The sequence below is a fragment of the Thermomonas sp. genome, from assembly GCF_025993755.1.
GTDB lineage: Bacteria > Pseudomonadota > Gammaproteobacteria > Xanthomonadales > Xanthomonadaceae > Thermomonas.
Genome location: NZ_JAMQHN010000025.1, coordinates 1 through 23,868, shown reverse-complemented (window position 1 = coordinate 23,868; position 23,868 = coordinate 1). Strand labels below are relative to the sequence as shown.

Genomic DNA, 23,868 nt, shown 5'->3' with positions numbered 1-23,868 from the left:
GTCCTGACTTATTTGATCAGACGCAGCGAGAACGGGTAGCGGTAGTTTTCGCCCTTGTTGACGGCAACGCCTGCAAGGATGCAGAAAATCAGGTTCACCAGCCAGACCACCGGCAGCAACAAGCCACCGATCAGAATGACGACCAGAATCGAACAGGCCACATAGAGGATCGCGATCAGGATCTGGAAATTGAGCGCTTCCTTGGACTGTTCGATCAGCCAGGCTTTGTCGGCCTTGTCCTTGTTGGTCAGCCAGATGATCAGCGGGATGATGAATCCGAGCAGGATGCCCGACAGATGCGTCAGCATGGCCAGGTTGCGGTCTTCTGAAGAAGCGGTGACGTCGTTCACTTTGCAATTCCCCGAGTTCAGCGCTTGTGCGCGTTCCACAGGATAACGTCAATCGCGCAAGAATGCGGTCATCCGCGCTGCACCAGGCTTGCCATCGGCGTCACCGCCCCGCTGTCCGGGAAGACCGACCGCGCCAGAACGTCGGCTTCGATGCCCAGATGGTCGCGCAGCACGCCCTTGAACAGGCCGCGCATGTCGGTGGTGGCCAGCAGGTCGCGGCCCTCGTTGAGCTGGGACTTGGCCACGCCCGGCCACTGGCCGACGACCCGACCGCCGTTGACCGCGCCGCCGAACAGGAAGCCCGCGCCGCCGGTGCCGTGGTCGGTGCCGCCGGTGCCGTTGATCGCCGCGGTGCGCCCGAACTCGGTGACGATCGCCACCACGGTGTGCTTCCAGATCGATTGGGCGCCGTCGTGGAAGGCCTGGACGCCCGCATTCAGTTCGGCCAGCTTGCGATCGAGCACCGCCTGCTCGCCGTTGTGGGTGTCCCAGCCGGTGTCCTCGACGAAGGCGATCCGCGGCCCGTTCGCGGCCGACATGAACTTGGCCGCGGCGGCCATGGCCTGCGGCAGGCGCATGCCGCCCCGGTTCGCGCCGCCGCCGCTGCCTTCCATGCCGGGATCGATGCCGGCGAACGTGGCGGCCAGAGCGGGGTCGGCCGCATAGAGCACCTGCAGCTGTTGCCACAGGATCGGGTCGATGCGGTTGCCCAGCGGCGGCGACCAGGTCGACACCTCGGCGCTGCCGCGCATCGCCAGCGGCATCACCGCCGCCAGCGCCAAGCCGTCGCTGCCGGGCACCGCAGCCACGCAGCGGTTCAGCCAGCCGGTGGTCCCGCTGCTGCCGGGCATGCCGTTTTCCACACAATCCTGCGCCTCGAAATGCGAACGCTGGCGATACGGCGGCGCCACCGCGACCACCGGGGCCAGATCCTTGCGACCGTACAGTTCGGCCAGGAAGGGGAGCTTGCCGTGCAGCGCGAAGTCGCTGCCCAGCGGCAGCGCCGCCGGCTGCGAGCCGGCATGGACGAAGTCGCCGCGCAGCGCGGCAAACGCCGGATCGCCGATCGGCTGCACCGCGTGCAGGCCGTCGAGGCCGCCGCGCAGCAGGACCAGCACGAAACGGGTGTCGCTGGCGGAGGACGCCGCCAGGGCGAACTTCGGCAACAGCGTCAGCGCCGCGGCGGCGCTGCCAAACGCGAGGAAACCACGCCGGTTGAGGTTCATCTCAAGCCCTCCACTGGAACACGGGACTGGCCAGCAGCAGGGCCACGCCCTGCTGGACCGATTCGGCACGCCGCAGCGCGGTGGCGGTCTGCGCATCGAGGGTCGGCCCCAGCGCCGCCTGCGCCAGCGCCAGCGGGGTGCTGCCCTGCATGTCCGGAAGCCGGTCGGCCAGCGCCTGCGCCGCCTGCACCCGCTTGAACAACGCGTCCGGCCCGCCCCAGTCGGCGGCGGTATCGCCGAACCCGGCCGGCGAGCGCGGCTGGAACACCGGCCGGCCGAGCTGGGACTGCAATTGCAACGACAGGCCGAGGCTGGCCGGGTCGTCCAATCCGGTCGCGCGCAGCGCGGAGACCGCGAAATCGTCCGGATTCTTGAACTTGCGGGCGGGCGGTGCCCACGCCGCGTCGTCCTGGATCAGCGTGCGATAGACCGCCGCGAGCTCACCGCCGGTGTCCAGATAGGTCCTGGCCATGCGCGCCACCAGCGCCGGCGGCGGTTCGTCCGCCACGAAATGCCGCGCCAGCTGCAGCGACAGGTGGTTGGCGGTTGCCGGATGCAGCGCCAGCATGTGCAGGATCGCCACCCCCTGCTGTTCGCCGGACTGGGCGAAGGTCTTGCCGAGCACCCGCCGACTGCCCGGCTCGTGCGTGCCCGGGCGGAACACGAAGGCGCCGCTGCCGCCACCGCGCTCGCCCGGATGGGCAACGCCCCAGCCGGTGATCGCACGCGCGAACTCGATGACGTCGGCCTGGGTGTAGCCGCCGTTCACGCCCAGCGTGTGCAGTTCCATGATCTCGCGCGCAAGGTTCTCGTTCAGTCCGCGCTTGGGCGCTCCCGCATTGCCGGTGGCGCGTCGGCGGCCCCGTTCCGCCGCCCGTGATTCCGGCCCGATGGATTTCTGGTTGTCGAGATAGATCAGCATTCCGGGATGCCGTTCGACCGCCAACAGCATGTCGGCAAACCGTCCGGTGACATTGGGCCGGATCGCCTCGCGCTCCATCGGCGCCGCGAACAGCGCGGCCTGGAACTTGTCCACCGAGATCGCGAAATGGTTGGACCAGAAGCGCACCAGCCGCTCGCGGAAGCTGGTCGCCGTCGAGGTGGCCACGCCCTGCCGCAGCACCAGCTCGCGCTGCAGGCCTTGCAGCAGGGCACGCCGCCCCTCCCCGCCGCGGGGCACGTTGGTCGCCCCGGCCTCCATCCGGGCACGCCGCTGACGACGCTGCCGCTGGTAGTCGAACAGGTCCCGCAGGTAGTCCGCGCTGCCCGGCAGGCCTTCGTAGGCGGCGATCGCCGGGGCTGGCCCGAGCTGTCCCAGCAGCCAGCCGCGCGGGTCGTTGCCGATCTGCTGCAACTCGCCGGGTCGTGCGCCCAATCCGAATCGGTTGGCCGCGCCGGTTGCGGTGATGCCCATGGCTGCCTCGCTGCATGTGGTCCGCTTCCATCAACGCGACCGGCCCGCAGTGGTTGACAGCCGCCGGTCAGCCGCTGCCGGCGACGGTCATCCGTCCGACCAGCAGCGATCCGACATGGATGTGCGAGCGCGGGTCGATGTCGCTGCCGACCGCTTCGATGGCGGAGAACATCTGCCTGAGGTTGCCGGCGATGGTGATGCCGTCCACCGGATAAGCCCGCTCGCCGCCTTCCACCCAGAAACCGGCGGCGCCGCGCGAGTAGTCGCCGGTGATCGGATTGACGCCCTGCCCCATCAGTTCGGTCACCAGCAGGCCGCGTCCCATCGCCTTCATCTGCGACGCCAGATCGCCGGCATTGGCCTTCACGGTGAGGTTGTGCACGCCGCCGGCGTTGGCGGTCGTCTCCAGCCCCAGCTGGCGCGCCGAATAGCTTCCCAGCACGTAGCGCTGCACGATGCCGGCCTCCACCAGCGCGGACCGCCGCGTGGCCACGCCTTCGGCATCGAACGACGCGGAACGGAAACCGCGGGGCAGGAACGGATCTTCCTCGATCGCGAACCACTCGGGGAACACGCGGGTGCCCGCACTGTCGAGCAGAAAACTGGCGCGCCGATACAGCGCGCCGCCGGACACCGCGCCGAGGAAGCTGCCGATCAGCGAACGCGCCATCTCCGCGCTGAACAGCACCGGCACCTGTCCGGTGGGCAGGAGGCGCGGTGCCAGCCGGTCGAGGGTGCGCTGCGCCGCCTTGCGGCCGACCGCCGCGGGCGATTCGAGGTCGCCGGGCGCCAGCGCCACGCTGTACCAGCCGTCGCGCTGCATCGCCTCGCCTTCGCCGGCGATCAGCGCGCAGCCGAGGCTCCAGGAGGTGCTGCGCTCGCTGCCGAGGAAGCCGTGGGAATTGGCGTACACGCTCAGCGACGCGTTCGCGTTCATCGACGCGCCATCGGAATTGCCGATCCGCGGATCGACCTCGCGCCCGGCGGCCTCGCAGGCCAGGGCTACGTCGATGGCCCTGTCGGCATCGAACGGCGCCGGATGCCAGCTGTCGAATTCGCGCAGCGATCTTGCCATCAACGCCGCATCGGCAAGCCCGCCGCAGGGATCGTCTTCGGCATAACGGGCGATCGCGCAGGCCTGCGCCAGTGTGGCGGACAGGCTCTCTTCGCGCAGGTCGGCGCTGCTGGCGCTGCCCTTGCGCTGGCCGAAATAGACGGTGATCGACACCCCGCGGTCACGGGTGGCTTCCACCGTTTCCACCTCTCCCATGCGCACGTTGACCGCCAGGCCGGTGTCCTCGTTGCAATTGACCTCGGCTTGGCTGGCTCCGGCCGCACGGGCACCTTCCAGCATTCGCTGGGCCAGGTCCGAGAGGCGGGCAAGCCGCGCCCGGCTGTCGTCGGCGACGGCGATGGCATCGATGTGGGTCATGGACTATGGCTTATCCTGTACGGATGCGAGGACGCGACGAAGACACCGGTGAATTCCTGAGCCCCAGCCGCAGCGCGCAGCGCCGCGCCGCGCTGGACGTGCTGGAACTGGGCGAACAGTTGGCGGCGCTGACCGCGACCCAGCTGTCCCGGCTGCCGATTCCCGAGGAACTGCTTCCGCATATCGGCGAGACCCGGCGCGTGACCTCGCACGGGGCGCGCAAGCGGCAATTGGCCTACCTCGCCAAGCAGATGCGCAAGCTCGATGAAGGCGCGCTGGACGCGATCCGCGACGCCATGAGCAAGGACGGCGATTCCGCCCGCCGCGAAACCGCCGCGATGCACCGCGCCGAGGCCCTGCGCGAAGCGCTGCTCGGCGACGCGGCCGACGCCGCGCTCACCGACCTGCTGGCGCAATTTCCGAACGCCGACCGCCAGAAGCTGCGGCAGCTGGTGCGCAACAGCCGCGAGGAACGGGCGAAGAACAAGCCGCCGCGCGCGTTCCGGGAGCTGTATCGCGCGTTGCGGGAGGTGCTGGCGCAAAGCGACGACACTGGAATGGAATCGCCCTGACGGGAACGCCTCCTGGGCACGATCGGAAGTTGGCGCATGGTCGTCGCAGCTGCGGGCCGTTCCCACGGAAGGTTCAGGCGCCCTCACGCCTGCGTCCCGCCCACGGTCAATTCCGAAATCAGCAGGGACGGCTGACCCACGCCGACCGGCACGCTCTGGCCATCCTTGCCGCAGATGCCCACGCCGTCGTCCAGCGCCAGGTCATGGCCGATCATCGCCACCTTCTGCATGGTGTCCGGCCCATTGCCGATCAGGGTGGCCCCCTTCACCGGCGCGGTGACCCTGCCGTCCTCGATCAGGTAGGCCTCGGTGGCCGAGAACACGTACTTGCCGCTGGTGATGTCGACCTGTCCCCCGCCGAAGTTGACCGCATACAGGCCCTTCTTGACCGATCGGATCATTTCCTCGGGATCGTGCGTGCCCGCACGCATGTAGGTGTTGGTCATGCGCGGCATCACCAGGTGCGCGAAGGATTCGCGGCGACCGTTCCCCGTGGGGGCCATCCCCATCAGGCGCGCGTTGTGGGTGTCCTGCATGTAGCCGACGAGGATGCCGTCCTCGATCAGGGGGGTGCAGGCGGTGGGCGTGCCTTCATCGTCGATGGCGAGCGAACCGCGGCGACCTTCCAGGGTGCCGTCGTCGACGATGGTGACGCCCGGTGCGGCCACGCGCTGGCCGAGGCGGCCCGCATACGTCGACGTGCCCTTGCGGTTGAAATCGCCTTCCAGACCGTGGCCGACCGCTTCATGCAGCAGCACGCCCGGCCAGCCGTGGCCCAGCACCACCGGCATCACCCCGGCCGGGGCGTCGATCGCCTCCAGGTTGACAAGCGCCTGCCGCAGCGCCTCGCGGGCGAATTTTTCCGGCTTGCCGTCGGCCAGCAATTCGGCATAGCCATGACGCCCGCCAAAGCCGGCAAAGCCCGACTCGCGGCGACCGCCGTGCTCCACGATCACCTGGATGTTCATCCGCACCAGCGGCCGCACGTCGCCGGCCAGCACGCCGTCGCTGCGCGCCACCAGCACCGTGTCCACGCCGCCGGTCACGCTCACCATGACCTGCCGGACACGCGGATCGAGCGCACGCAGCAGGCCATCCACGCGCCGCAGCGCTTCCACCTTGGCGGCATTGTCCAGCGCATCGACGGGGTCCAGCGCCGGATACAGCGCCTGTCCCAGGCTTTGCGCCAGCGCCTGCGCGCCGCGGCTGCGGCCATCGCGGGCGATGGCGCGCGCCGACTGCGCGGATGCGAGCAATGCCGGCACGTCGATCTCGTCGGAATAGGCGAATCCGGTCTTCTCGCCCGAAATCGCCCGCACGCCCACGCCCTGCTCGAGGCTGTGCGAGCCGCTCTTGACGATCCCGTCCTCCATGCTCCACGCCTCGCGGCGGGCATGCTGGAAATACAGGTCGCCGAAATCGATCCCCGGCCCCAGCAGCGTGCCGAACGTGCGTTCCAGCGACGCAACATCCAGCCCGGTCGGGCCCAGCAGGCGCGATTCGGCAAGCGTCAGTACATTCATGGGTGCAAGTGTGCGGGAAGCCATCGAGTCAGGGCAACGCCGGGAAAATCCGGCTGGGCTTGTCCGGCGTCGCCTTCGATCCAGTCGGAAAACTCAACCCGCCTTGTCCACGGACGCATCGGCAGCGGCGTTGCCCGCGGGCGCAGGCGTTGCCGCAGGCGCCGGAGGAGGCGTCACACTTTCGCCGGGCACGGTTTCGACCTTGGGCTGCGCCCAGGGGCCGGTGATGCGATAGGTCTTGGCGCCGATGCCGCGCATCGGTTTGTCCAGCACGGCATTGGCCAACGCGCCCACCGCCGCGCCGGCCGGGCCGCCTGCCAATGCGCCGACCGCAGCCAGCAATCCGCCGGAATGCGGTTTGACCTCCACGGTCTGATCGAAGCTCTGGTTGCGCAGGTCGGTGACGCCGCGCACCTGGATGTCCGCCGCCGGCCCACGGATCGCCAGTTCGTCGGTGCGCAACTGGCCGTTGGCCAGATGCCCCCGACCCTTGATCCGGTCAAACGCGAAACCCTTGGCGAAAAAATCGCTGAAATCCAGCATCAGCCGCCGTCGCAGCTGGGTGACGCCCAGCAATCCGAGCACGCGCCCGGCGCCCGGCTCGATTTCCAGAAGGCGGCCATCGCGGGCATTCAGCGTGAGATCCGCATTCACGTTCGCAAGATTGAATCGATCCGGACTGCCGCGCCAGTCCGCGACGACGCCGAATGCTCCCTCGCCGCCAGCCACCTGACCGCCCAGGCCCAGCCCGACCAGCAGTGCGCCGATGTCGTCGCTGTTCACGTCCAGCTTCAGCTCGCTGCGCGCATTCGCATCGGTTCCGGTCCAGCTTCCACTGCCCTTGAAGCGCTGCTTGCCTCCGGTCGTGGCGAATTCGTCCAGCCGCAATCCGCCAGGGATCGGCGACGTCCGGAAGCGCGCATGCCCGACGATCGTGCTGCCCAGCCGCAGGTCGTCCACGTCGAACGCCAGCGCGGGAATGTTCGCCGGGTTGATGCGCGGCGTGGGGTCCTTGATGGCGGATGCCGCCCCCGGCGCGGGTGCCGCGGCAAAATCGCCCGCACTCACCGCCGGCCAATGCAGGCGCTCGAAACGTCCGACCACGGCCGCACCGTCGCGCTCGGGCACGCGCAGGCGGCCGCTGATTCCCTCCGACTGCACGAGGATTTCGGTATCGCCCCCGGCCGGCTGCAGGCGCAAGCTGGCGTCGGGGAAGTCCGCGCCCAGCAGGGACAGGTGCCGAACGCCGAGGTTCGCACCGAGCAACGGCACCCGTGAGCCCCCTTGCACGCCCGCCAGCAGGCCAATCCAGTCCAGCGCATCCAGCCGGTCCGTGCTCCCCTCGATCAACAGCCCGTTGGCCGGCGGCTCGCCGACGGTTGCCGCGCCCAGCGAGATCCGCAGCCCGGTCTTGTCGCCGCGCGTGCGCGCATGCAGTGCGATCAACTCACCCAGCCTGGCTTCGACTTCACCCTGTTCCAGCGGCAGGTGGATCGCGACATCGGTGGCCAGCGCCTGCGTCGCCGGCTTGCGCAACGGCAGCGGCAGGTCCAGCCGGGTGCCCACCAGATCGGTGCGCAGCCGCAGGACGGAAGGCGCGGCGGCGGCCGAATCGGAGCCGCGCGGGATCGCCACTTCGGCGATCCAGGTCGAACGCCCGCTGGCATACGGTGCCAACCACTTCAGGCTGTCGACCCGTCCAAGCAGGCCGTCGATGTCGTGGCTGGTCTGCAACCGCGCTTCGAACGCCTGCGCCGGATCCCGCACCTGCGGTCCGGCACGCAGCGTCAGCGTTCCCGGGACACCCTCACTCCGGACTTTCAGCGCGTCGGCCAGGAATCCGTCCTGGTCATAGCGCGCCTGTCCGATCACCTGCTGGAAATCCAGGTTCCAGCGCTGCTCGCGCAGGCGCACCCCGTCCAACGTCACCGCGCCATCCACTTTCGCCGCATGCGGGCGATCCGATTCCAGCGGCAGGGTCATCGCGAAGGTCGCCCGCGCCGACCCTTCGGCGCGCAGGTTGTCCATGACCTCGCCGTACTCCGCGTGCAGCGGGCTGGCGCCGAGCATGGCGAGGAAGCGCGACGCATCGCCACCCGCCACCGCCGTCACCGTGAGTTCGGACGCACTGAAGTTCCGGATTCCGGCCTGCAGCGCGCCCACCTGCACCCCCGCCAGCTGCGCTCGGCCGCTGACGGTGAAGCCGTTGGCGATGAAACTCAGGTCCGCATCCATGTGCTCGGCAGCCGGCCAGTCCGGCTGGAACTTCACCGTGCCGTTCTCGATATGCGCCTCGGCACGGAACACGCCGGCACCCGCCAGGCCCGGCTCGTTGCTGAACGGCCAGTCGCCCAGATCGCCGGCGACGATGGCGTGGATCCGTCGAAGGGTGCCGCCGCGCAGCGCCGCATCCAGCCAGTCCACGGTGGCCTTGGGCATCAGGTGGTGGATCCAGAACCCGTGCGCCATCGACATCGGCGCATCGCCGATGTCGGCGGCGATGTCCAGATGGGGCTTGCGCCCATCGTTGCGGAAACTGATCCCGCCGCGCGCCTGCGCCTGCACCTGTCCACCGTCGATCTTCAGGCCCGGCGTGCGCACGGTCCAGCCATCGGCGTCACGCCACAGCACCGCCTCGCCGTCCATGCGAAAGGCGTGTTCGACGCCAAAGCCGGCCGGCCAGTCGAACACGACCTGTGCGTTGCGGTCGAAGCGCATCCGCAGCCCGTCCTGGTCGCCCTGCAGCCAGCCGCCGACGCCTCGCATGCCCGGCTCGTGTCCGACCGGATCGAAGCGGAAACCGCTGAGCCGCACGCTGCCGCGCAGGTTGCCGCCGCGGACGCCGCGCAGGTCGACGTCTTCCAGCAGGGCGTCCGGTGCGGCCGCAAGCAGCCAGTGGCGGGCACCGGGCGTCAGCGCACTGCTGAGCGCGGCGAGTTGAAGAAGTGGCGCCGCCGGCAGTTTTCGCGCCAGCAGGCCATAGTGGCGACCGCCGGCCACGACCGCGCCGTCGAGAGTCCACTGCGTCCCGTCATCGATCCGCAATCGGGGCACGCGCAGCCGCCAGTCCTCGACCGTACCCGCCCAGCGCGCATCCACCTCGAGCGCCGGCCAGCGCCGCGTCATCGTGGCCTGCCCGGGAAGCGCCGCGCCGCGCAAGGCCACCTCGCGCAGCGATGCATCGACCTGGATGCCGACAATGCGATGCCCGCGCAGCGTGCCCCAGGTTCGCAGCCGACCCGTGCCCGCCTCCGGAGTGATTCCAGCCACCGCAAACGCCCCGGACAGCTGGCTCAGGTCGGCATCCTGCGAACCGGCATACACGCCGCCGTCGCCGCTGGCGCGATCGAAATCCACCACCACCGCCACCGGCTCGGCATTCGCGCGCAGCCAGGCGCGCGCGCCGGCGCGCAGGCGCGGACCGTGCACCTGCATGCGCACGTCGATCTGCGGCACCCGCAGGTCCACGCCCAGCTCGGGCGCCACGATCCGCATCCGCGCCTGCGCCAGCTGCAATTCGCCCAGGTGTTCCAGCGCGGACAACGGATCGTCGCCGTCCTGCTGTCCCGGCAGGCCACGGATCTGCCACCGCCCGTCGACAGCACGCTGCAAGGTCAGGTCCAGCCCGCGCAAACGGATTTCGGTGAACGAACGCCCCGGCAACAGCCCCGTGTACTGCGCAATCAGGACCTCGGCCGCGCCGATGCGCACCGGATCGGCGGGATCGCCCACGCGCAGGCCATCCAGCCGCAGCAGCGGACCCCGGCTGGTCCAGCGGGTGGTGACGTGATCGAACGCGACCGGCCGTCCGGCGCGCTTGCCCAGCCAATCCGCAACCTGCTCCGGATGCCGCTCCAGCACCGGCAGCAGCAGCATGCCGACACCATTCCCCGCCGCCAGCAGCAGCGCCAGCGCGACGAACGCATGCGACGCGTAGCGCCGCAGCCAGGACACCCCGTCGCGCCAGTGGAAGGTCATGGGGCAGGCCTTGGCCCCGGGATCGGCGATCGACGGTCGACGCCCGGGAAAATCCGGTTGAAGCGCGTTCGGACTCCCAGGAAAGATTCATCCATCGCAGACTCAGAGCAGGACCACATCGAACTGCTCCTGCAGGTACTGCGCGTCGCTCTGGAACCGGATGGTCTTGCCGAGGAACTCCTCCAGCTCCGCCACCGCGTTCGATTCGTCCTCGGTGATCCGCGCCACCACCTTGGGTGAAGCGATCACCAGCAGACGCGCGGCTTCGAACTGACGCACCGCGCGCACGATCTCGCGGAAGATTTCGTAGGTGACGGTCTCGCCGGTGCGCACCATGCCGCGGCCGCCGCATTCGTGGCAGGGTTCGCACAGACGGCGTTCGAGGCTCTCGACGGTGCGCTTGCGGGTCATTTCGACCAGCCCCAGCGGCGAGAAATCGTACACCGTGGTCTTGGCGTGATCCTTGACCAGCGATTTCTCCAGCGTCCGCAGCACCTGCCGCCGATGCTCGACGTCCTGCATGTCGATGAAGTCGATGATGATGATGCCGCCCAGGTTGCGCAGACGCAGCTGGCGCGCCACCGCCTGCGCCGCTTCGAGGTTGGTGCGGAACACCGTCTCTTCGAGGTTGCGCTGGCCGAGGAAACTTCCGGTGTTGACGTCGACCGTGGTCATCGCCTCGGTCTGGTCGATCACCAGGTAGCCGCCGGATTTGAGCGGCACCTCCTTGTCCAGCGCGCGCTGGATCTCGTCCTCGACGCCGTACAGGTCGAAGATCGGGCGCGAGCCCGAGTAGTGCTCGATCTTGTCGGCCAGCGCCGGCATGTAGCGGGACGCGAATTCGCGCAGGCGCTGGCAGGTTTCGTTGGAATCGACCCTGACCTTTTCGACGTCGCGGCGGATCAGGTCGCGCACCGCGCGCAGCGGCAGGCTCAGGTCCTCGTAGACCCGGCTGCCGACGCCGGCCTCCGCCGCAGTCCGCTCCACCAGTTCCCACACTCGCCCGAGGTAGGCCACGTCTTCCGCCAGCGCCTCCGCCGGCTGGCCTTCGGCATTGGTGCGCACGATGTAGCCATGTCCGCTGCCCCTGGCCAGTTCCCCGACCTGCTCCTTGAGCCGGGCGCGCTCTTCCTCGTCCTCAATCCGCGCCGACACGCCAATGACCTTGGAGCGCGGCAGCAGCACGAGATAGCGCGAGGGAATGCTGATCTGGGTGGTCAGGCGCGCGCCCTTGCTTCCGATCGGGTCCTTGACGACCTGCACGATCACCTCGGCGCCATCGCGCAGGGACTCGGTGATCGGCGGATGCGCGATCGGCGCCACGTCTCCACCTTCGGCCGCTTCCAGCGGCGGGGCGCGGTACAGGTCGCTGGCATGCAGGAAGGCGGCACGATCCAGCCCGATGTCGACGAACGCGGCCTGCATGCCCGGCATCACGCGCTGCACCTTGCCCTTGTAGATGTTGCCGACCACGCCGCGCTGGCTGCCGCGCTCGATGTGCAGCTCCTGCAGCATGCCGTTTTCGACCACCGCGACGCGGGTTTCGCGCGGCGTGACGTTGACCAGCAGCTCCTCGCTCATGGCAGCGCCCCGAATCCGCGCAGCAGGCCGGCGGTTTCGTGCAGGGGCAGGCCCATGACCCCGGAATGGCTGCCCTCCAGCCGCTCGACGTGCGCCTCGAACACGCCCTGGATCGCATAGCCCCCGGCCTTGCCGCGCCATTCGCCGGTATCGAGATAGCGCGCGATCATGGCGTCGGACAACGGCTCCACCGTCACCTTGCTCAGCGCCATCGCCTGCGCCTCGCGCCCGGCCGAGACCAACGCGATCGCGGTCAGCACGTCATGCGTACGCCCCGACAGGCGGCGCAGCATGGCCACCGCCGCCTCGGCATCGGCAGGCTTGCCGAACACCTGCCCGTCGAGGATCACCTCCGTGTCGGCACCCAGCACCACCGCAGCGGGCACGGCCATCACCTTGAGCAGTCCGGCCCCGGCCTTTTCACGCGCCACGCGACGAACATAGTCGGAGGCGGCCTCGCTCGCCCCCTGCACTTCGGGAACGTCGAGGTCTAGGATGCCGAACTCCAGCCCGAGCCGGGCCAGCAGCTCGGCACGGCGCGGGGATCGCGAGGCGAGATGCAGCATCCGGGCAGTCTAAGCCATGCCCGCCTCGGGACCACCGGCCGTGCGCGGCGCCACGCAGGTTTCGTTCAGGCCACGGCCTGAACGCTGGCCGACCGGCACGTCGGACACCGCATGCAATACATCGAGTTGGCGTTCCGCACTGCCAGCAAAAGGCATTTGGACGCGAATTTACGCGGAAAAACGCGGATCAAGCGTTCCAAATCTTTTGCATCGGCTTTTTATCCGCGTTGATCCGCGTAAATCCGCGTCAAATACTCTGGAACCACTCCCGCACAGCACTGACGCCGAAGCCCGCACGCCGTCCGCGCTTGTCCGGCAACCCCGTTTGCCGCCACCATGCGTTTGCCTCCCGGTCGGTCGCCTGTCGGCCGCCGCCGTTTGTCCATGCTGCCCGCCGGAGCCCACCATGTCCCTTCGCACGCTGCCGCTCGCCCTCCTCCTTGCCATCGCCACGCCCATGACCGTCTCTGCTCAAAAGGTTTCACATACCGTCGTCGCCGCCGCGCAGGGCACCACGCTCACCGTGTCCGCGACCGGCGAAACCAGCCGCACGCCCGATTTCGCCAGCGTCGGCGCCGGCGTCGTCACCCAGGCCGACACGGTCGATGCGGCAATGCGCGACAACGCCGCGCGGATGAACCAGGTGCTGGCCGCCCTGCGCAACGCCGGCATCGCGGAGCGCGACGTCCAGACCAGCCGCGTTTCACTGGCGCCGCAGTACCGCTACGAACAGAACCAGGCGCCCGCCATCGTCGGCTACCAGGCCAACAATTCGGTGTCGGTCAAGGTGCGCGATCTGGCACGCCTCGGCCGCGTTCTTGACGCGCTGATCGCGCCGGGCGCCAACCAGATCAATGGCCCCGATTTCGGAATCGAACATCCGGAAGCCGCCTACGCCGAGGCGCGCCGCGAGGCGGTTCGCAAGGCGCTGACGCAGGCCCAGACCTACGCCGACGCGCTTGGCGTGAAGGTGCGGCGGATCGTCCGCATCAACGAAAGCAGTGCCGGCACGAACCAGCCGATGCCTCGAATGCGCGCCATGGCGGCCCCCATCGCCGACGCCGCCACGCCCATCGCCAGCGGCGAAACCACGCTGAGCGTGCAGATCGAAGTCGAGTTCGAACTCGGCGACTGATCCATTCGCGGCATCGCGTAGTCCGGATTTCCGCCGGAGCATTTCACGTTCGTTCAGCCGGCGCCGCCGGATGGCCGCAGCGTCACCGTGCGCGACCGAAGCCCCTCGCATGCCGTCATCGCACGGTCTGGTGCGGCCTGCGGCCTTTGCCATGATTCCGAACCAAGCGCCATGATCCCATCCGTCGGCAGCGCCTGCCGCTCATCGGGAGCACCTTGCCGAATCGCTGCATTCGTATCAGGTTGAAATCGCGCCGCGGTGGACGGCAACCCCAATCCCCGCCTCCGCGCGTTGCATGGCTCGAGGTGTCTGCAACCCAGCCCGAAGGAGGTCGACCATGATCCACGCCATCACCCGGATGCACGCATCCGCCAGCGGATTTGCCCTGATTCGCCCGGCGTCCGCGCCGCGCCCACAGGCCAGCCGCATCATCGCCATGAGCAGCGCGCTCGCGCTCAACCTGCTGCTCGGCGGCGTGATCATGCTTCCGATCTCCCTGCCGCCACCGGTCGTCCAGACGGCCGAATCGGTGAATCCCACCTGGGTCTTCATCCCCAAGCCAAAGCCGATCGAGATGGTTCCGATCGAGCATCCCAGGCCCGTCATCCCGCCGCGCATCGACCACTCGGTCGCCCCGCCGCGGCATGACACGGCGCCCGTGATCGCGAGCAGCCAGACGACGGCGACAACCGGAACCCTGCCCGCATCCGAGACGCCCGACCTGGGCGATTCGGCACCAACCGGCGACATCGGTGCCAGCTTCGACCCCGCGCCGGTGCAGCTGGCCTACCGCAGCGCGCCGCCGCCGGCTTATCCGCGCGCCGCCCTGCGCCGCGGCCTCGGTGGCACCGTGCTGCTGCGGGTACTGGTGGGCATCGATGGTCGACCGCTGGAAGTGACGATCGATCGCAGCAGCGGTTTCCGCGAACTCGACGAGGCGGCCCGCGCGCAGGTGCTTGCCCGCTGGCTGTTCCAGCCGGCCACGCGCGACGGGCGCACCGTGCAGGCGGTCGGGCTGGTTCCGATCACCTTCGCCGCGGGGCGTTGACGGCGATGTTGCGGCAACGCCGATCCAATCGGCGTTGCCGCGCGCCAGGGAGGGCGCGCTGGCGGAATGAGCGCATGACGGATCGGAAGGTTTCACTGCCTTCGCGTGCGCATGGGCATATGCGCTTGAATCCTTTCACCCTGCGCAACGACATCGGGATGATCGCGGCATCCAGACCGGCACGGAGTGCCCGCGATGTCGCTGCTTGCCAACACCCTGCCCACGCCGCTACATCCCGACGCCGCCGGGGCGTTGTCCCGACTTGCCGAAGGTCTGGATGGCAGCGCCCTGCTGTGGGCCTCGGGTTATCTCGCCGGAATGGCGCATTCGCTGGCGCGCAGCGATGCGGCGCCAACCACGGTCGCGCCGGTTCCAGTCGCGGCCATGCAGCCGGCCACGATCCTTTACGGCAGCCAGACCGGAAACGCCCAGCGCGCTGCCGAAGCCCTGCACGCCGAGTTGAAAGCCGCAGGTTTGCCGGTGCGCGTACTGCGCGCGGACGCCTATCCGATCCGCGATCTGGCCAACGAAGCCCTGCTCTACATCGTCATCAGCACCCAGGGTGAAGGCGATCCTCCGGATGACGCCATCGGCTTCACCGAATTCCTGCTGGGCAAGCGCGCGCCGAAACTGCCGCAGCTGAAATACGCGGTGCTGGGTCTGGGCGATTCCAGCTATGCCGATTTCTGTGGCATCGCCCGCAAGCTGGACGAGCGTCTGCACGCGCTGGGCGCCCGCCGCACGCATGCCCTCGGCCTGGCCGATCTCGACATCGACACCGTCGCCCAACCCTGGCGAGAAGTCGCGCTGGCGCAGGCCCGCGAACTGCTCAAACCGGCCGCAGCGCCAACGCATCTGGCCAGCGTCACCCCGCTGCGCCCGCAGTCCGCGCCGCAGTGGTCGCAGGACAAGCCATTCCTCGCCACGGTGCTGGTCAACCAACGACTGACCGGCCGCGACTACAAGAGCGCCGGATTCCGCCAGTACGGCGCCATCGACAAGGACGTTCGCCATATCGAACTGGCGCTGGAAGGCTCGGGCCTGAACTACGAGCCGGGCGACGCGCTGGGCATCGTGCATCGCAATCCTGCGCCCGTGGTGGAGGCCGTGCTGGACGCCACCGGCCTCGACGGCGATACCGCCGTCCCCCATGACGGAGACACGCTGCCGCTGTCCGAATGGCTGGCCAGCCGCCGCGAACTGACGCGGCTGTCGCGGCCGTTCCTTGCCGCGCTGGCGCAGCGCGCCGAAGCGCAGGACCTCACGGCGCTGCTGGAACCCGGAAGCACCGGACTGGCGGCGCTGCTGAACGACCATCATCTGGCCGATGCGCTGCGTCGCTGGCCCGCCGACTGGGACGCCGCAGCGCTGGTGGCCGCGCTGCGCCCGCAGGCACGACGCCTGTATTCGATCGCCTCTAGCCGCAAGCGCGTGGGCGAAGAAGCCCACCTCACGCTGGACGTGCTGCGTTTCGATGCGCACGGCCAGCCGCACTGGGGCGCCGCCAGCGGCTTTCTTGCCGGGCTGGAGGAGGACGGCAAGGTGCAGGTTTACGTCGAACCCAACGCACGCTTCCGCGTGCCCTCCGACGGCAGCCGCGACGTGATCATGATCGGCCCCGGTACCGGCGTGGCGCCGTTCCGCGGCTTCATGCAGGAGCGCGCCGAAACCGGGGCCAGTGGCCGCAACTGGCTGTTCTTCGGTGCCCGGCATTTCAACACCGGCTTCCTCTACCAGACCGAATGGCAGGAGTCGCTGAAGAAAAAGGAGCTGCATCGGCTGGACCTTGCGTTCTCCCGCGACCAGACCGACCGGATCCACGTGCAGCAGCGCCTGCGCGAGCAGGGTCGCGACGTGTACGGCTGGCTGCAAAGCGGCGCGCATCTGTACGTCTGTGGCGCCATCGCGATGGGCAAGGACGTGCACGCGGCGCTGCTGGACATCGTGGGCGCGTACAACGGCGGCGATGCCGAAGCGGCCGCAGACTTTCTTTCCACCCTGCAGCGCGAAGGCCGCTACGCCCGCGACGTGTACTGAGCAGACGACCGCCATGAGCCATCCCTCCGTCGAGAAAATCAAACTGGAAAGCTGCCACCTGCGCGGCACATTGGCCGAAGGGCTGGCGGACGCCACCACCGGTTCGCTGAATTTCGAGGACCAGCGCACCATCAAGTTCCACGGCAGCTATCAGCAGGACGATCGCGACCTGCGCGACGAACGCCGTCGCCAGAAACTGGAGCCCGCCCATCAGTTCATGGTGCGCATCCGCGCTCCGGGCGGCGTGTTCACCACGGAGCAGTGGCTGGCGCTGGACAAGGTCGCCACCACCCATGCCAGCCATTCGCTGCGGGTCACCACCCGGCAGACGTTCCAATTGCACGGCGTCCTCAAGCGCGAGCTGAAGGCGGCGATGCGGGCGATCCACGCCTGCGGGCTGGACACCATTTCCGCCTGTGGCGACGTCAATCGCAACGTGCTCGGCGCCAGCAATCCGCTGCTCTCGCCGCTGCACGCGCAGGTGCACGACTGGGCGCAGCGGCTGTCCGAATACTTCAAGCCCAGGACCCGCGCCTGGTACGAAGTCTGGCTGGACGAACCGCAGCCCGACCGGATCGAGGAGGAGCCGCTGTACGGCGACGCCTACCTCCCGCGCAAATTCAAGATCGCCATTGCCGTTCCGCCCTACAACGACGTGGATGTGTTCGCCAACGACGTCGGCCTGATCGCCATCGTCGACGACGCCGGGCAACTGGCGGGCTTCAACGTCGCCATCGGCGGCAGCATGGGCGCCAGCCACGGGATCAAGGCGCACTACCCGCGCGTCGCCAACGCCATCGGATTCGTCACGCCGGAACAGGTGTTCGCCATCGCCCAGTCCGCCGTCACGGTCCAGCGCGACCTCGGCGACCGCAACGACCGCAAGCACGCGCGCTTCAAGTACACCATCGACGACCACGGTTCCGACAGGATCCGGGAACTGATGGAGCAGCGCGCCGGATTCAAGCTCCAGCCGGCGCGTCCGTACCGATTCGAGCACAACGGCGACCGCTTCGGCTGGGTCGAGGACACCGGAGGACGCTGGCATCTCACGCTTTCGCTGCCCAGCGGGCGGATCGCGGACACCCCAGGGCGACCGCTGCTGACCGGCCTGCGCGAAATCGCCAGAATCCATCGTGGTCATTTCCGGATGACCTGCAATCAGAACGTCATCATTGCCGATGTGCCGGAAGACCAGCGCGGCGCGATTGAGGCGCTGGTGGCCAGGCACGGTCTGGACAGCGAGAACAAGGCCCCCACCGCGCTCGCCCGCACCGCGGTGTCCTGCGTGGCGCTGCCCACCTGCGCGCTGGCGATGGCAGAGTCCGAACGCTATCTGCCCGATTTCCTCAACGCCGTCGAACCGCTGCTGGAAAAACACGGCCTGAAGGAACAACCCATCTTGTTCCGCATGTCCGGCTGCCCCAACGGCTGCTCGCGGCCGTACCTGGCCGAAATCGCGCTGGTCGGCAAGGCGCCCGGTCGCTACAACCTGATGCTCGGCGGCGATCATCGCGGAATGCGGATGAACACCCTGTTCCTCGACAACGCGACCGAACCGGACATCCTGCAAACCCTCGACGCACTGCTCGGCCGCTACGCCACGCAGCGCGAACCCGGCGAACACTTCGGTGATTTCCTGCACCGCGCCGGCATCATCGCCCTGCCCGCCTATCCCACCCACGTCCGCGTCGATCCCGACGAAGCCGTCGCCTGATCGCCGCATTTCCCGCACGAACCGCCATGTCCGCCTTCACACCAGAAAGGCTTTCCGGCGCGGCGCTTGCCGACGCCAATCGCCACCTCGCCACGCTCGACGCCACCCGACGCGTCGAATGGGCGCTGCGGCACATCACGGGAAACCACGCGCTGTCCACCAGCTTCGGCGTCCAGTCGGCGGTGTCCCTGCACCTGGTCACCCGGATCCAGCCGGATATCCCGGTGATCCTGATCGACACCGGCTACCTGTTTCCGGAAACCTACCGCTACGCCGACCGGCTGACCGAACTGCTCGACCTCAACCTGAAGGTGTATCGGCCCGAACTCGGCAGCGCCTGGATGGAAGCGCGGCTCGGCAAGCTCTGGGAAAGCGGCAGCGAGGGCATCCTCCGCTACAACCAATTGCACAAGGTCGGGCCGATGCGGCGCGCGCTGGACGAGCTGGGCATCCGCTGCTGGCACGCGGGGCTCCGGCGCGAACAGGCGTCCACGCGCAAGCACATCGATTTCCTCGAGGTGAAGAACGGCCGCTTCAAGTTCCACCCGATCGCCGACTGGAGCGATCTTGGCATCGGCAGCTACATCCTCCGCCACGCCCTGCCCGAACATCCCCTGCTGCATCAGGGCTACGTCTCGGTCGGCGACGTGCACACCACCCGCCCGCTGCAACCGGGCACGGGGCCCGCGCAAACCCGCTTCTTCGGCCTGCGTCGCGAATGCGGGCTGCATTTCGATCTTTGATCGCCATGCCGCCGCAGTACGGGCGTTCGCTCAGGCCGCCCCGGACGCCGGTTCGGCCTGCCAGCGCGGCGGCTCCGGCCACAGCGGCGGCAGGTTGCCTTCGAGAATCTGGCGCAGGTCGCGGGCGTCGATCTGCGGCGCCAGCGCGTGCAACAGCACCAGCGCGTATTCGCGCAGCACGCGTCCGCGCGGCACGATCGCCCAGGTGATGCATTCGGGCAATTCCTCCGGCGCCGGCAGCACCTGGAGATCATCGTCCTCGCGGCCGCCCACCGCCATCTCCGCCAGCAGGCCCGCCCCCAGCCCGGTGCGGACATAGGCTTCGATCAGGTTGGCGTCGCGCGCGGTCATCGCGATCTGCGGTACCACGCCCGCCGCGGCGAAGGTGCGCTGCAGCGAGGACTCCGGCTGATTCGACGATTCATAGGAAATCAGCGGATAGCGGGCCAGTTCGGCCACCGTTGGCGGTCCGTCCAGCCGCGCCAGGGGATGGGTCTTGGGCACCAGCAGAACCCGCTGCCAGCGGAACAGCGGGATCGCCAGACCATTGGTTTCCGGCACCCTGCCGGCGCTGCTGACCAGGGCGAAGTCGGATTCGTCGAGCTTTGCCAGCACTTCGGAATCGCCGGCGACGAACAGGTCGACGCTGACTTCGGGGAAGCGCCGGGTGACGTCGGCAATGACCGAAGGAAGCACATAGCGCGCCTGGGTATGGGTGGTGGCCAGCCGCAGGCGACCGCGGAATTCGCCGCGCTCGTTGGCGGCATAGCTGCGGATGTTGGCCGCTTCGGCAAGGATTCGGCGCGCGTGCTCGATCACCTTGACGCCCGCCGGCGCCACGCCCAGCAGGCTGCGCCCCTTGCGCCGGAACAACTGGAAGCCAAGCTCGTCCTCCAGCTGCTTGAGCTGCTTGGACAGACCCGGCTGGGTGGCATGTACGCGCTCGGCCGCCAGGGTGATGTTGAAGCCGGAATCGGCGATCGCAACGAGGTAGCGAAGCTGAGTGAGGGTCATGCTGGAGGACTCCGCAGCGAAATATATCGCTTGATCATTATGTAGCGATGAATTATATCGACCTCTGAAAGCATTTCCAGACAAGCCTTATGCCCTGACAGCATAAGCCGAAATCCTGCCACCATTTCCCCAGCCGCGACAGACTGCCTAGCTTGACCGCATGTCCCAGGCCGGCCCGCAGCCGCTGTTCCCCCTGTTCCTCGACCTGCGCCAGCGCCGCGTGCTGGTGGTCGGGGGAGGCACCGTGGCCGCACGCAAGGTCGCCGCACTGCTGGACGCCGGGGCCGATGTCGCCCTCGTGGCACCCACGCTGGAACCGTCGCTGGAGGCGCTCGTCCGCGCCGGGCGCGTCGCGCTGCTTGGCGCCGAATTCCGGCCCGAACAACTGGATGCGGCCTGGCTGGTGGTCGCCGCCACCGACGCCGTCGAAGTGAACCGCATTCTGGCCGACGCCGCCCACGCGCGCCAGCGCTGGGTCAACGTGGTCGATGACGCGCAGCTGGCCAGCGCGCAGATTCCGGCGCGGGTCCAGCGTGGTCCCCTGCAGATCGCCATTTCCAGCGGCGGTGCCGCGCCGATGCTGGCGCGCCATCTGCGCGAACGGCTGGAACTCCAGTTCGACGACGCCTTCGGTGCGCTGGCGCAGCTCTTCACCGAACTGCGCGACCGGATTCGCACGCGACTTGCCGATCTGCCCACCCGACGCGATTTCTTCCAGCGCGCCCTGTCGGGTCCCACGCTTGCGCAGCTGCGACGCGGCGACGCCATCGGAGCCCGACGCAGCCTCGAAGCGGAACTGCGCAATCCGCCAGCCGTCCTGCGCGGCCGCGTGGCGCTGGTCGGCGCCGGCCCCGGCGATCCCGGCCTGCTCACCCTGCGCGCCCTGCGCCTGCTGAACGAGGCCGACGTCATCCTGCACGACCGGCTGGTCAGCGCCGCGGTGATGGCGATGGCGCGACGCGATGCCGAACGGATCGAGGTCGGCAAGCGCGTGGGCGAGGATCACGACGCCACCCAGCAGCGCATCCACGCGCGGATGATCGAACTGGCGTTGGCGGGCAAGCGCGTGGTGCGGCTCAAGGGCGGCGATCCGTTCGTGTTCGGCCGCGGCGGCGAGGAACTGCAGGCGCTGCGCGCCCACGGCATCGACTGCGAGGTGGTGCCCGGCATCACCGCAGCCGTCGCCTGCGCCGCCTACGCCGGCATCCCGCTGACCCACCGCGACCACGCGCGCTCGCTGCAGCTGCTCACCGCCAGCACCCGCAGCGGGGCCGCCGAGCACGACTGGGGCGCGCTGGCCAAGTCCGGCCAGACATTGGCCTTCTACATGGGCGCGTCGGGTCTGGCGCGATTGCGCGACCGCCTGCTCGACAACGGCTTGCCGGCGACGACGCCGGCGGCGCTGGTCGAAAACGGCAGCCTGCCGCAGCAGCGCGTCCTCGCCGCGCCCTTGATCGACCTGCCGGAGCTTGCGCAGACGCACGCCGTACAGGCGCCGGCGCTGCTGATCGTTGGAGAAGTCGCCGCACTGGCGACCTCGCTGCACTGGTTCGGCAGCCCGCCCATCACCCCGGAACGCGGACGATGTCGTAACAGCGAACTTGCCCGCGCCGCCTGATCCTCCCCTCTTTCCCACAGGAATTTCCGCAATGACCATCTACAACAGCATCCTCGACGCCGTCGGCAATACGCCCGTCATCCAACTGCAGCGGCTCGCGCCGAAACACGCGACCGTCTACGTGAAGGCGGAATCCTTCAATCCCGGCGGCTCGGTCAAGGACCGTCTGGGCCTCGGCATCATCCTCGACGCCGAGCGCCGCGGACTGCTCAAGCCCGGCGACACCATCGTCGAAGCCACCTCCGGCAACACCGGCATCGCCCTGGCGATGATCGCCGCCGCGCGCGGCTACAAGTTCGTGGCGGTGATGACCGAAACCTTCTCGATCGAACGCCGCAAGGCGATGCGCGCCTACGGCGCCAAGGTCATCCTCACCCCGGCCGCGGCCCGCGGCGTGGGGATGGTGGAGAAGGCCAGGGAACTGTCCGAAAAGCACGGCTGGTTCTGGGCCAGCCAGTTCACCAACCCCGCCAATCCGGCCTACCACCGCCAGACCACGGCGGCGGAAATCCTGCGCGATTTCGCCGGCAGGCGCCTGGACTATTTCGTCAGCGGCTGGGGCAGCGGCGGCACCCTGACCGGCGTCGGCGAAGTGCTGAAAGTGGCGCGTCCGGACACCCGGATCGTCGGCACCGAGCCGGCCGGCGCGGCGCTGCTGAAGGGCGACGCCTGGCAGCCGCACAAAATCCAGGGCTGGACCCCGGACTTCGTTCCCGAGGTGATCAACCGCAAGGCCTACGACGAACTGCGCACGGTAACCGACGAGGAAGCCATCGTCACCTCGCGGCGGCTGGCCGCCGAGGAAGGGATCTTCGTCGGCATTTCTTCGGGCGCGACCGCCGCGACCGCGCTGAAGATCGCCGAATCCGCTCCGGAAGGCGCGGTGCTGCTGGCCATGCTGCCGGACACCGGCGAACGCTATTTCTCCTCGCCGTTGTGGGGCGAGCTCAACGAAGGCAGCGACGACGACTGGCTGGCCGCGCAGGGCTGACAGCCGCTTCCACGCAATCCTCGGAACATCGCGCCGGCCAGGGATGGCCGGCGTTTCCGGCGCGCGCCTGTCGCGACACGCCCGCGCGGCTTCCCGCAGATCAGACCGATGCGCCGCCGCGGTAATGGCGGTCGACGTAGTCGTCCACCAGGGTGATGAATTCCTCGGCGATGCCCTCGCCGCGCAGGGTGACCGTCTTCTGCCCGTCCTCGAACACCGGCGCGGACGGCGCCTCGCCGGTGCCCGGCAGCGAAATGCCGATGTTGGCATGGCGCGACTCGCCGGGTCCGTTGACCACGCAGCCCATGACCGCGACCGTCATCGACTCGGCGCCGGGACGGCTGATCTTCCACTCCGGCATTTTTTCGCGCACGTGATCCTGCACCACCTTGGCCAGATGCTGGAAAAATTCCGAGGTGGTCCGGCCGCAGCCCGGGCAGGCGGTGATCATCGGCGTGAACGCACGCAATCCCAGCGTCTGCAGCAACTCCTGCGCCACCACCACTTCCTGCGTGCGCGGGCTTCCCGGCTCGGGCGTCAGCGAAATGCGGATGGTGTCGCCGATGCCCTCCTGCAGCAGCACCGCCAGCGCCGCGCTCGACGCCACGATGCCCTTGCTGCCGATGCCGGCTTCGGTCAGGCCCAGGTGCAACGCGAAATCGCTGCGCTGCGCGAGGTCGCGATAGACCGCGACCAGTTCCTGCACGCCGCTGACCTTGGCGCTGAGGATGATCCGGTCGGCCGGCAGGCCCAGTTCCACGGCACGCTGCGCCGAATCCAGCGCCGAGCGCACCAGCGCCTCGCGCATCACCCTTGACGCATCCCAAGGTTCGGCGCGCCGCGCGTTCTCGTCCATCAGCGCGGTCGCCAGCGCCTCGTCCAGCGAGCCCCAGTTGGCGCCAATGCGGACCGGCTTGCCGTAG

General features: G+C 68.8%; 18 protein-coding genes. 8 read left to right on the top strand and 10 right to left on the bottom strand.

Annotated elements, in window-relative coordinates:
- Nucleotides 1–8: 8 nt before the first annotated feature.
- The 4 genes from Q0X16_RS01820 to pmbA all read right to left on the bottom strand — a co-directional run bounded on the left by Q0X16_RS01820 (nucleotide 9) and on the right by pmbA (nucleotide 4,413).
- Nucleotides 9–350, bottom strand: a complete 342-nt coding sequence (locus Q0X16_RS01820; protein WP_297830024.1) for a DUF4870 domain-containing protein — start codon at nucleotides 348–350, stop codon at nucleotides 9–11.
- A 68-nt stretch (nucleotides 351–418) separates the two neighbouring features.
- Nucleotides 419–1,576, bottom strand: a complete 1,158-nt coding sequence (locus tag Q0X16_RS01815) for a DUF1501 domain-containing protein (RefSeq protein ID WP_297830023.1) — start codon at nucleotides 1,574–1,576, stop codon at nucleotides 419–421.
- Between the two features lies 1 nt (nucleotide 1,577).
- Nucleotides 1,578–2,990 (bottom strand): DUF1800 domain-containing protein, encoded by a 1,413-nt coding sequence (locus tag Q0X16_RS01810; protein WP_297830022.1) that lies wholly within the window; start codon nucleotides 2,988–2,990, stop codon nucleotides 1,578–1,580.
- 67 nt (nucleotides 2,991–3,057) lie between these two features.
- Nucleotides 3,058–4,413 carry a metalloprotease PmbA gene (pmbA, locus tag Q0X16_RS01805; RefSeq protein ID WP_297830052.1) on the bottom strand — a complete coding sequence of 452 codons (1,356 nt, stop codon included), beginning with the start codon at nucleotides 4,411–4,413 and terminating at the stop codon, nucleotides 3,058–3,060.
- Nucleotides 4,414–4,445: 32 nt separating this feature from the next.
- Between pmbA and yjgA the strand changes: the two genes are divergently transcribed.
- Complete coding sequence (yjgA, locus tag Q0X16_RS01800) at nucleotides 4,446–4,994, top strand: ribosome biogenesis factor YjgA (RefSeq protein WP_297830020.1); 549 nt, start codon at nucleotides 4,446–4,448, stop codon at nucleotides 4,992–4,994.
- An 83-nt stretch (nucleotides 4,995–5,077) separates the two neighbouring features.
- Here yjgA and tldD read toward each other — a convergent pair whose 3' ends face one another.
- From tldD to Q0X16_RS01780, 4 genes are all read right to left on the bottom strand, one after another.
- Nucleotides 5,078–6,517 (bottom strand): metalloprotease TldD, encoded by a 1,440-nt coding sequence (tldD, locus tag Q0X16_RS01795; RefSeq protein WP_297830019.1) that lies wholly within the window; start codon nucleotides 6,515–6,517, stop codon nucleotides 5,078–5,080.
- Between the two features lie 93 nt (nucleotides 6,518–6,610).
- A complete protein-coding gene (locus tag Q0X16_RS01790; protein ID WP_297830017.1) occupies nucleotides 6,611–10,495 on the bottom strand; it encodes a YhdP family protein in 3,885 nt (1,294 codons plus the stop codon).
- A gap of 102 nt (nucleotides 10,496–10,597) precedes the next feature.
- The gene (gene rng, locus Q0X16_RS01785; RefSeq protein WP_297830015.1) at nucleotides 10,598–12,076 is read right to left on the bottom strand and encodes a ribonuclease G; all 1,479 of its coding nucleotides are present in this window, start codon (nucleotides 12,074–12,076) and stop codon (nucleotides 10,598–10,600) included.
- Nucleotides 12,073–12,642 carry a Maf family protein gene (locus Q0X16_RS01780; protein WP_297830013.1) on the bottom strand — a complete coding sequence of 190 codons (570 nt, stop codon included), beginning with the start codon at nucleotides 12,640–12,642 and terminating at the stop codon, nucleotides 12,073–12,075. The genes rng and Q0X16_RS01780 overlap by 4 nt, the downstream gene beginning before the upstream one ends.
- Nucleotides 12,643–13,048: 406 nt before the next feature.
- Between Q0X16_RS01780 and Q0X16_RS01775 the strand changes: the two genes are divergently transcribed.
- The 5 genes from Q0X16_RS01775 to Q0X16_RS01755 all read left to right on the top strand — a co-directional run bounded on the left by Q0X16_RS01775 (nucleotide 13,049) and on the right by Q0X16_RS01755 (nucleotide 19,322).
- A complete protein-coding gene (locus Q0X16_RS01775; RefSeq protein ID WP_297830011.1) occupies nucleotides 13,049–13,777 on the top strand; it encodes an SIMPL domain-containing protein in 729 nt (242 codons plus the stop codon).
- A 337-nt stretch (nucleotides 13,778–14,114) separates the two neighbouring features.
- Nucleotides 14,115–14,825: an energy transducer TonB gene (locus Q0X16_RS01770; protein WP_297830009.1), complete on the top strand. Its 711-nt coding sequence runs from the start codon at nucleotides 14,115–14,117 to the stop codon at nucleotides 14,823–14,825.
- A gap of 195 nt (nucleotides 14,826–15,020) precedes the next feature.
- Nucleotides 15,021–16,862 (top strand): assimilatory sulfite reductase (NADPH) flavoprotein subunit, encoded by a 1,842-nt coding sequence (locus Q0X16_RS01765; protein WP_297830008.1) that lies wholly within the window; start codon nucleotides 15,021–15,023, stop codon nucleotides 16,860–16,862.
- Entirely contained in the window at nucleotides 16,792–18,579 is a 1,788-nt protein-coding gene (cysI, locus tag Q0X16_RS01760; RefSeq protein ID WP_297830006.1) for an assimilatory sulfite reductase (NADPH) hemoprotein subunit, read from the top strand. The genes Q0X16_RS01765 and cysI overlap by 71 nt, the downstream gene beginning before the upstream one ends.
- A gap of 26 nt (nucleotides 18,580–18,605) precedes the next feature.
- Nucleotides 18,606–19,322, top strand: a complete 717-nt coding sequence (locus Q0X16_RS01755) for a phosphoadenylyl-sulfate reductase (RefSeq protein WP_297830004.1) — start codon at nucleotides 18,606–18,608, stop codon at nucleotides 19,320–19,322.
- 30 nt (nucleotides 19,323–19,352) lie between these two features.
- Here the strand turns inward: Q0X16_RS01755 and Q0X16_RS01750 are convergent, their stop codons facing one another.
- Nucleotides 19,353–20,336 (bottom strand): LysR substrate-binding domain-containing protein, encoded by a 984-nt coding sequence (locus Q0X16_RS01750; RefSeq protein WP_297830002.1) that lies wholly within the window; start codon nucleotides 20,334–20,336, stop codon nucleotides 19,353–19,355.
- A 160-nt stretch (nucleotides 20,337–20,496) separates the two neighbouring features.
- On the opposite strand from Q0X16_RS01750, the gene cysG reads away from it, so the two are divergent.
- Together cysG and cysK are read left to right on the top strand one after the other, a co-directional pair.
- Nucleotides 20,497–21,954, top strand: a complete 1,458-nt coding sequence (gene cysG, locus Q0X16_RS01745) for a siroheme synthase CysG (protein WP_297830000.1) — start codon at nucleotides 20,497–20,499, stop codon at nucleotides 21,952–21,954.
- Nucleotides 21,955–21,985: 31 nt separating this feature from the next.
- The gene (gene cysK / locus Q0X16_RS01740) at nucleotides 21,986–22,945 is read left to right on the top strand and encodes a cysteine synthase A (RefSeq protein ID WP_297829998.1); all 960 of its coding nucleotides are present in this window, start codon (nucleotides 21,986–21,988) and stop codon (nucleotides 22,943–22,945) included.
- Nucleotides 22,946–23,045: 100 nt separating this feature from the next.
- Here the strand turns inward: cysK and Q0X16_RS01735 are convergent.
- Nucleotides 23,046–23,868 (bottom strand): flavodoxin-dependent (E)-4-hydroxy-3-methylbut-2-enyl-diphosphate synthase (locus Q0X16_RS01735; protein ID WP_297829996.1); only part of this gene is annotated, 823 nt, incomplete at its 5' end.

Bases quoted from the DNA above. Each gene is read 5' to 3' on its own strand.
- Q0X16_RS01775 (WP_297830011.1), top strand. From the start codon at position 13,049: ATGTCCCTTCGCACGCTGCCGCTCGCCCTCCTCCTTGCCATCGCCACG.
- Q0X16_RS01770 (WP_297830009.1), top strand. From the start codon at position 14,115: ATGATCCACGCCATCACCCGGATGCACGCATCCGCCAGCGGATTTGCC.
- Q0X16_RS01755 (WP_297830004.1), top strand. From the start codon at position 18,606: ATGTCCGCCTTCACACCAGAAAGGCTTTCCGGCGCGGCGCTTGCCGAC.
- Q0X16_RS01765 (WP_297830008.1), top strand. From the start codon at position 15,021: ATGTCGCTGCTTGCCAACACCCTGCCCACGCCGCTACATCCCGACGCC.
- Q0X16_RS01810 (WP_297830022.1), bottom strand. From the start codon at position 2,990: ATGGGCATCACCGCAACCGGCGCGGCCAACCGATTCGGATTGGGCGCA.
- cysK (WP_297829998.1), top strand. From the start codon at position 21,986: ATGACCATCTACAACAGCATCCTCGACGCCGTCGGCAATACGCCCGTC.
- Q0X16_RS01815 (WP_297830023.1), bottom strand. From the start codon at position 1,576: ATGAACCTCAACCGGCGTGGTTTCCTCGCGTTTGGCAGCGCCGCCGCG.
- tldD (WP_297830019.1), bottom strand. From the start codon at position 6,517: ATGAATGTACTGACGCTTGCCGAATCGCGCCTGCTGGGCCCGACCGGG.
- cysG (WP_297830000.1), top strand. From the start codon at position 20,497: ATGTCCCAGGCCGGCCCGCAGCCGCTGTTCCCCCTGTTCCTCGACCTG.
- rng (WP_297830015.1), bottom strand. From the start codon at position 12,076: ATGAGCGAGGAGCTGCTGGTCAACGTCACGCCGCGCGAAACCCGCGTC.
- yjgA (WP_297830020.1), top strand. From the start codon at position 4,446: ATGCGAGGACGCGACGAAGACACCGGTGAATTCCTGAGCCCCAGCCGC.
- Q0X16_RS01750 (WP_297830002.1), bottom strand. From the start codon at position 20,336: ATGACCCTCACTCAGCTTCGCTACCTCGTTGCGATCGCCGATTCCGGC.
- cysI (WP_297830006.1), top strand. From the start codon at position 16,792: ATGCCGAAGCGGCCGCAGACTTTCTTTCCACCCTGCAGCGCGAAGGCC.
- Q0X16_RS01780 (WP_297830013.1), bottom strand. From the start codon at position 12,642: ATGCTGCATCTCGCCTCGCGATCCCCGCGCCGTGCCGAGCTGCTGGCC.
- Q0X16_RS01790 (WP_297830017.1), bottom strand. From the start codon at position 10,495: ATGACCTTCCACTGGCGCGACGGGGTGTCCTGGCTGCGGCGCTACGCG.